1 protein-coding gene is annotated in these 1,699 nt (G+C 71.1%); it reads right to left on the bottom strand.

Annotated features, from left to right (window positions below; genetic code table 11):
- Nucleotides 1–43: 43 nt before the first annotated feature.
- Nucleotides 44–1,648 carry an IS66 family transposase gene (gene tnpC / locus D9599_RS30510; protein ID WP_198385097.1) on the bottom strand — a complete coding sequence of 535 codons (1,605 nt, stop codon included), beginning with the start codon at nucleotides 1,646–1,648 and terminating at the stop codon, nucleotides 44–46.
- Between the last annotated feature and the right edge of the window lie 51 nt (nucleotides 1,649–1,699).

The raw sequence follows: 1,699 nt of genomic DNA, 5'->3' as shown, positions 1-1,699 counted from the left end.
CCGTAAGCGAGGGCTACAGGCCCTTGCCGTAACCGGCTGACGGTCAGGGCGCTTTCGGGTTGGCCCAGTGCCAAGGCATGAGCTCGTCGATGCGGCTGTTGGGCCAGCTCTCGACGAGGCGGGTCAGCAGGTCGGTGAGGTAGCGCTGCGGGTCGACGCCGTTGAGCTTGCATGTCTCGACCAGGGAGGCGAGGTCGGCCCAGCGACGGCCCCCATCATCTCCGCTGGCAAACAGGGCGTTCTTCCGGCTCAGGCAGAGGGGCCGGATGGCGCGCTCGACGGTGTTGGTGTCGAGCTCGATGCGGCCATCGGCGAGGAACCGCTCGAGACCGTCCCGGTGGTTCAGGGCGTAGCGGATCGCCCCTGCCGTGGGGCTGCCGCCCGGGAGGCGCGCCAGCTGCTGCTCCAGCCAGGCGAATAGGTGCTCGACCAGCGGCCGGCTCCTGGCCTGCCGTGTGGTTCGTCGCTCCTCCGGTGGCTTGCCGCGGATCTCGGCCTCGACGGCGTAGAGGGCGGCGATACGCGTCAAGGCCTCGGCCGCGATCGGCGCCGTCTTCTTCCTGGCCAGGTCGTAGAACTCGCGACGCACATGGCTCCAGCAGAACACCAAGGTGGCGCCCGGGCCGCCCTCCTCCGGCGCGGCCAGTCCCTTGTAGGCGGCATAGCCGTCGCACTGCAGGATGCCGGTGTAGCCAGCCAGCAGCGCTCGGGCGTGCTCGGCCCCGCGGCCCGGGGCATAGCGGAACACCACGGCAGGCGGGTCTGTCCCGCCCCAGGGCCGATCATCCCGCGCGATCGCCCAGGCATAGCCGGTCTTGGTCTGTCCCCGGCCCGGGTCCAGCACCGGCATGGTGGTCTCGTCCGCGAACAGCCTTGCCGAGGACAGCAGGAGCTCGCGCATCCTCGCCACCACGGGCGCGATCTCGGCCGCCGCTGTGCCCACCCAGGAGGCCAGCACCTCGCGACCGATGGTGAGGCCCTGACGCGCCAGGATCTGGGCCTGGCGATACAGCGGCAGGTGGTCGGCGTAGCGCGACACCAACACATGGGCGACGGTCGCCTCGGTCGGCATGCCGCCCTCGATCAGGCGGGCCGGCGCGGGTGCCTGCAGCACCATACCCTCGCAGGCCCGGCAGGCGAGTTTCGGGCGCCGCGTTACCAGGACGCGGAACCTCGCCGGGATCACGTCGAGACGCTCCGAGGTGTCGGCCCCGATCTCGACCAGCGCGCCCTGGCAGCATGGGCAGGCCGTGCTCTCGGGCATGAGCATCCTCTCGATGCGGGGCAGGTGCGCCGGCAGCCGGCCGCGGCCCGCCCGGCGCTTGGCGGTGTTCGTCTTGCGCAGCTCGGGCGAGCCCTTCTCGGCCTCCGCCTCATTGCCGGCCAGGCTCGCCTCAACCTCCTCGAACGCGAACTGCAGCTGGTCCTCGGGCAACTGCTCCGAGCGTCGCCCGAACTGCATACGCTGCAACTTGCCCAGCAGGTGCCGCAGCTTCTCGTTGCGCGCCGCCAGCGCGTCGCGCTCGGCCGCCAAACCGTCGCGCTCCTCGACCAGCGCCTCGCACCGCGCCATCGTCGCCACCAACATCGCGCGCAACGCCTCGGGATCATCCGGCAGGCTCTGCAGGTCGACGCCGATGGTGCTCATCGGCGAGGAGTCTAGGCGGCCGTGGTTGGCCGGGGAATCCGTTTCACGTCC

Source organism: Roseomonas sp. KE2513 (genome assembly GCF_016107305.1).
GTDB lineage: Bacteria > Pseudomonadota > Alphaproteobacteria > Acetobacterales > Acetobacteraceae > Roseomonas.
This window is presented reverse-complemented; position numbering and strand designations above follow the sequence as displayed.

What these genes read in the sequence shown, in the direction of transcription:
- tnpC (WP_198385097.1), bottom strand. Translation starts at nt 1,648, where the DNA reads ATGAGCACCATCGGCGTCGACCTGCAGAGCCTGCCGGATGATCCCGAG.